The organism is Synechococcus sp. CS-197, assembly GCF_025128215.1.
GTDB lineage: Bacteria > Cyanobacteriota > Cyanobacteriia > PCC-6307 > Cyanobiaceae > Synechococcus_C.
Window position 1 is genome coordinate 1 of the sequence record NZ_JAHLZC010000007.1, and the last position, 5,630, is coordinate 5,630.

The following is a 5,630-nucleotide window of genomic DNA, read 5'->3' on the forward strand; positions in this document are numbered from 1 at the left end:
CAAGGGCTGCTGCACGATCATCGGCGGCGGTGACTCCGTGGCTGCTGTGGAGAAGGCCGGTCTGGCCGAGAAGATGTCCCACATCTCCACCGGTGGCGGCGCCAGCCTCGAACTGCTGGAAGGCAAGGTGCTGCCCGGTGTGGCCGCCCTCAACGACGCTGCCTGATCCCGAGCTAGCAGACGGTTTCACCCCCTCCCAAACAAACCCAGGTCAGCCGCTCCCTCGGGGGCGGCTTTTTATTGAGCGACATCACGGGGATCAAGCTTTCAGCAACAGGCCGAGCGACATCAACCCCGCGGCAGCGATCCAGCTGCCCGCCACACGCACCGCAATGCAAAAACTGGTGCTGCGGGTTGCCGCCACCTGAGCGCTGATCAACACCGACAGCAGCGCGACGGCACTGACCACCCCCAACACATCCAGGGGCAACCCGCTCGACGCGGAGGGCATCGTGAACCCATTGATCAGACCGAAGAGCAATCCTGAGCCCGCCACAGTGAAGGCCAGCACCTGAACAGACAGGCGCAATGACAAGGCCACCAGCACACCCACCGAGGTGAACAACACGGTGGAGAGCAACGCCAGCGTGAGATCCAGGCCCCAACGCTGACCCACGGCAAGCCCAATCCACCAACTCAACGGCAGAAGCGTCAGCAGCAGGCGACCTCCCTGGGGGCCCTGTTGACCCGCGAGCAACGCCAGCCCAAGCACGAGCAACAGATCCGACGGCGTCAGAAACAGGTGAGCGATGCCGTCATAAAAGCCGCCGAATCCGGTCTGCATTAAGTGAGCGAAGAGCAGCGGCATCACGCCCCTCCCACTTGAGCCAAAGACCAAACACCCACCACTGCGATCACGGCACCGACGACCTGAAGCAGGCGATGCCCCCAGGCCAGACGACGGGCTTCACCTAGGCCGATCCCCACCAGATGCAGCAAACCCGTGGCCCCGACAAACGCCAGGCTGAACAGCAGCGCATCGGCACCCTCCGGAAGCTCCACGCCATGGGCGTAACCGTGAAACAACGCAAACAGACCTACGAGCATGCCAGCTACCGCGAGCGGCAGGCGTTGCTGCAGCATCACCAACACCCCCAGCACCAGGGCCGACAGGGCAATGCCGGTCTCCACTCCTGGCAACGGCAGATCGAGCAGTCCCATGACGCCACCGAAGGCCATCACCATCGGAAAGGCCACGGGCAGCAGCCAGATCGCCGGCGCTCCCAACACCGCGCCCCAGAGTCCGACGGCCACCATCGCCACCACATGATCGATGCCGGTCACGGGATGGAGCAGGCCAGCCATCACGCTGCCAGCTCCGCCTTCCGGCACGTGGGCCAAGGCAGCAGACGGGAGCAGTGACAGCAGAAGAGCCAGCAGCAACCAACGCCAACGCATCTCAAACACCTCCTTTGATCAGGGACACCGTGGTCTCGATCGTCCAGTAAGCACCGGCACAACCGATAGTCCAGGCGGGCACGCGCCGGACCCAAACAGGCCAGCGGATCTGCAGCTGTCGGAACGCACGCTCAAGCGCGAGAACCAACACCACAAAAACGTCTTGACCAATCTCGATGCCCACATTGAACAGCAACAGGGCAAGCAGTAGTTCGTGGTGCGGCAAGCCCAGCTCCGCCAGGCCTCGGGCATACCCGAAGCCGTGCAACAACCCGAAACCACAGGCCACTACCCAAGGATGGCGGAGCGTGAAACTGGTCTGTCCACGCATAAAGCGCACCACTTCCGTACCGATAAACAAAATCGACAAGGCAATGGCCGCATTCAAGGGAGCGGCAGGCATCTGAACGATGCCGACGGCAGACACCGAAAGGGTGATGCTGTTGGCGAGTGTGAACGCCGTGACCGTTTTCAGCAGCATCCAGCCGTCACGAACAATCAGCACAAGACCCAGCAGCAGCAGCAGGTGGTCCACACCCAGCAGGATATGTTCGATGCCAAGGCGCAGATATGACCAGACCCCTGGCTGCTGATCGGCCTCGGAGGCGGTGGGAATGACCGCTTCGGGCTGCTCCGGCTGGATCAGCAGGGTCTGCAGGGCTTCCGTCTGCCACGGGCGCACCCGCAGCAGCACCTCCGTGCCGGCGGATGCCAACCCATCGATGCTGATCACGCGACCTTCCAAAGGCTCACGGCAGCTGAGCTTGGCCTTATACACAAGGGCCGTTGCCTCCTGGCGGCTGACGGGTGCACCTTGCAGCGCACAGTCGTCTGGGAAGCGTGGTGCGATCGGAAGCCGTTGCCCCTGCAGCAGCGGCAACTTCCAGAGCACCTGATACGTGCTGGCACCGGTGGCCTGAAGTTCGAGAAACCCAGGGAAGAGGTCATGAGCTGAAACCAACCGCGGCATCAAGAGGGCCGCGACCATCAGCAATGGCAAGAGCACACGACGCACCACGGTCAGAACTGGGGCAACCGCACGCTGTATCGAGCCAGCAGATTGCGGTAATAGCTCTCTTTATGGTTTTGCCGCTGCACGTCTTGCCAGTCACGCAAGACGCCCTCGCGCACCTGATCCAGAGGCGGAAGCTCACCGGGGGTGATGGACGACACACGCACCAGATGCATGCCGTAGGCCGAACTGATCGGACCGACCCAGCGGCCCTGAGGCTGTTGCTGCAGAGCGTCGGTGAAGGTAGTGCCGAACTGCGCCAGTAATTCGCTGCGGCGCTCGCCTTGCCAACTCGCTGAGGCCATCGCCAGGGGATCCCCTAAGGAGGACGGATCAGCTGCCGCATCAGCCTGATTGAGCTCAACCACCAACGCCTCGGCATCACGATTCAGCCGCTCACCCCGCCTGGAGGGATCGAGGAACACCTGCTGAAAGCTGAAGCGAGGCTCGCTGCTGAAACGTTCCGGGTGGGCCTCGAGATGCGCCTGCAGTTGCTGATCGCTGGGGGGTGTCAGTGGCTGCTCGCCATGGCTGACAAATTCCATTTTCTGGCGCAAACGGCGACGCACGATCGTGTCGTTGCGATCCAACCCCAGGGCCATCGCCTCACGCACAAACACTTCCGTGCGCACGTGTTCATCGAACAAGCGCTCCAACTCCTGCTGCGAGGGGGGGCGTTGCCAGGTGCGGGCGAACGTCTGCACCATCGCCACCGCCTGGTCGTTGCTGACGACGATCTCCCTGTCCCCCTTGGGAGCCATGGCATCCAAGACTCCCTGCAGGCCAAACAGGCCAGCACCGATGATCAGAAACGGAACGATCGGTTCCTGAACCAGCGTGCGCAATCGATCAGACCAACCCATCAGGAGGGGTTGTACCAAATCGGGCTGGTGTAAGCCCGCTCCTGACTGGTGTAGGGAGCCGTTTCAGGCATCTCGTCGTACAGGTTGTAGTTCTTGCGGTCATAGGCGAGCCAGGTCGGCGTGGGGATCTCCAGGACACGGACGTAATAGAAGGCCTTTTGCGTGGGGTCAAAAGCTGGATCCTTCCAATACCCGGTCAAGGTGGGAGCGCCAATGGTGTTGGTGTAGGTGGCCTCACGCTCGTTCACGCTCGAGCCAACGGATGGCACCTTGCCATCGGCACGAGGCTTGCGCTGACCCGGATCACTCCAGGAAACATCGAACACCTGTTCTTGAGTTTCACCATCGGCATCCAGCCAACCCTTGACCACCTGAATCCGATCGAGATTGGCGCCATCCGGATCTTTCCGGGCCTGAATCAGCAAGGAGGGAATCTGCCCCTCGCTGGCCGCCATCAGATCGCCACCCATCGGCACACCCTTGGCACAGACCCGCTTGGCCCAGTCCGCCGCCTTGAGCTCATCACCGGTGTAGTCGTAACCGCCGTACACACGGACGGTGAGCCGGGTGCCGCTGGTGCCGAACACCTCCTTACGGTTCATGGCATCCCAGAGCGCCGTGCGGGTGTTGCCCGAAGCCCACACCCCCGCCAAACCGGATGCACCGAGCTGAAGCGCCGTGAGGTCAAGGGACGGATCTTTCGACGACTTGATCAACACATCCTTCCAGCGTTCAGGGCTGGGCTCAAGCGCCGGGGACTTGCCCCACCAGTTATCTTCCGCTGTGGAGGGAAGGCTGGAGTGGGAGTCGGTGGAGCCGATCAAACCAAATTTGAACGGGTTCACACCGAGTTGCTGCTCCAGCTGAAGGCCCCGACGCAGAGCGGCACGGGTGTACTCGTAGGGGAGCATGTCCGGCGTCGTGGGCTTGATCCCGCCGAGATTGGAGTTATCAACAATGTTGAACCCGGCGAATTCATCTTCCGGCGAAAGCATCGGATGGGTTTCGCCGGTGCCCTTGGCCTGCGTCACCTCCACCAGAGGCTCAAAGCGATGGCGCATGCGGGCGTAGTCGGCATCAATCGGTTCGCCAGTTTTTTGGTGCCGCGGCAGAAACATCGTGCCGCTTGAGAGGTTGCCGTTGTGAGGGATGGCCAACACCCGCCCACCAGTTTTCTCCTCGTAGAAGTTCATGAAGCGCCAGAGATCCTCCACGTTCTCGGAATCGAAATTGGAGAACGGCAGGATCTGATCCACCAGTGCTTTGTTGTCGCGGAAGACAACCACCCGGTGGAGATTGCCGCCGCCGGGCTGACTCGTCCACTCGTAGCCGATCAGCGCTGTGAACTTGCCGGGATCGTTAAACCGCTCCGCCACCTCGGTGTTGTATTTCCAGACGTTTTGCATGAAGGACTCGTTGGAGATCTTCGCTTCCGATCCCTTGGCCATCTTTTGCACCAGCAGATAGAAAGCCTCGCGGCCCTGGCCAGCTTTGAGCATCTCGTTGAGCTGCTGGCCGAGAGACGACTTGAGCAGTTCAGGGTCGGAGTCCGCCAAGCCCTGAGCAAGGCCGAGGTTTTCGGCATGGTCTGCCACCACAAGAAAGTCGAGCGGTCGCTTTAAAGCCGCCTTCTGACCGGAATTGCTGGTGACCGTCTCACCCTTGGCAAAGCGATAGGCTTCCTCCAGCCCCAGCTTCGTCCCCGCCAGACCGGCGTCAGGCGACAACGCCGTATGGAGGTGGGTGTCACCGAAGTAAGCGCGGTTGCCACTGGCACACTGTGAGTCCTCGATTACCGCCGATGCCGCGCCCTTGGACTCCAGGGGAGTGCCAGGTCCACTGGCGCAAGAGGAAAGCCCGGAGGCCAGAGCCATCACCCCCGTCAGTGCCAGAGCACGAATACGCATTCAGTTGTCTTTGATCTAACCCCCTAATCCTGATCAGGGGGACAAGTCAGAGCAACAAGACAACGGCCAATGGCGCCCAAACTCTGCACTCCTGGGATCACCCACGACATTCCGACGCCGCCTGATTCGTTTCCACCCCCCCTGATATTAGCCGGTTCGCCAGGATCTGACTGCAATGGGCGTGAACCATGACCGGATCTGATCTCAAAGCACCCAGTCGACTCGCGTTCGTCGGCCTCGGTGCCCTTGGCCTGCCGATAGCCGCCAACCTGCACCGTGCCGGCTATTCATTGCAGGTGCACACCCGCAATCGCCACCACCCTGGCGGAACTCAGCGCCAAGGGCTGCTGCACGATCATCGGCGGCGGTGACTCCGTGGCTGCTGTGGAGAAGGCCGGTCTGGCCGAGAAGATGTCCCACATCTCCACCGGTGGCGGCGCCAGCCTCGAA

At 61.7% G+C, this 5,630-nt stretch carries 7 protein-coding genes and 1 pseudogene; 3 read left to right on the plus strand and 5 right to left on the minus strand.

Going from position 1 to position 5,630, the window contains the following annotated elements; all coding sequences use genetic code 11:
* Positions 1 to 166 (plus strand): phosphoglycerate kinase (pgk, locus tag KQ296_RS01700; RefSeq protein WP_259726312.1); only part of this gene is annotated, 166 nt, incomplete at its 5' end.
* A gap of 93 nt (positions 167 to 259) precedes the next feature.
* On the opposite strand, the gene KQ296_RS01705 is transcribed toward pgk (KQ296_RS01700), so the two are convergent.
* From KQ296_RS01705 to KQ296_RS01725, 5 genes are read right to left on the minus strand one after another with little or no spacing between them, the layout of a single operon-like run.
* Positions 260 to 808 (minus strand): HupE/UreJ family protein, encoded by a 549-nt coding sequence (locus KQ296_RS01705; protein ID WP_041428698.1) that lies wholly within the window; start codon positions 806 to 808, stop codon positions 260 to 262.
* Positions 808 to 1,398 (minus strand): HupE/UreJ family protein, encoded by a 591-nt coding sequence (locus KQ296_RS01710; RefSeq protein ID WP_011934240.1) that lies wholly within the window; start codon positions 1,396 to 1,398, stop codon positions 808 to 810. The genes KQ296_RS01705 and KQ296_RS01710 overlap by 1 nt, the downstream gene beginning before the upstream one ends.
* A gap of 1 nt (position 1,399) precedes the next feature.
* Positions 1,400 to 2,413, minus strand: a complete 1,014-nt coding sequence (locus KQ296_RS01715) for a HupE/UreJ family protein (protein ID WP_011934241.1) — start codon at positions 2,411 to 2,413, stop codon at positions 1,400 to 1,402.
* Positions 2,414 to 2,418: 5 nt separating this feature from the next.
* The gene (locus KQ296_RS01720) at positions 2,419 to 3,255 is read right to left on the minus strand and encodes a peptidyl-prolyl cis-trans isomerase (protein WP_259726311.1); all 837 of its coding nucleotides are present in this window, start codon (positions 3,253 to 3,255) and stop codon (positions 2,419 to 2,421) included.
* 17 nt (positions 3,256 to 3,272) lie between these two features.
* Positions 3,273 to 5,180, minus strand: a complete 1,908-nt coding sequence (locus KQ296_RS01725; RefSeq protein WP_011934243.1) for a DUF3604 domain-containing protein — start codon at positions 5,178 to 5,180, stop codon at positions 3,273 to 3,275.
* A gap of 188 nt (positions 5,181 to 5,368) precedes the next feature.
* Here KQ296_RS01725 and KQ296_RS01730 point away from each other — a divergent pair, with 188 nt between their 5' ends.
* The gene (locus KQ296_RS01730; RefSeq protein WP_041428699.1) at positions 5,369 to 5,551 is read left to right on the plus strand and encodes an NAD(P)-dependent oxidoreductase; all 183 of its coding nucleotides are present in this window, start codon (positions 5,369 to 5,371) and stop codon (positions 5,549 to 5,551) included.
* A pseudogene (gene pgk / locus KQ296_RS01735) lies at positions 5,481 to 5,630 on the plus strand (phosphoglycerate kinase); the annotation flags it as partial. The gene KQ296_RS01730 and the pseudogene pgk (KQ296_RS01735), both read left to right, overlap by 71 nt.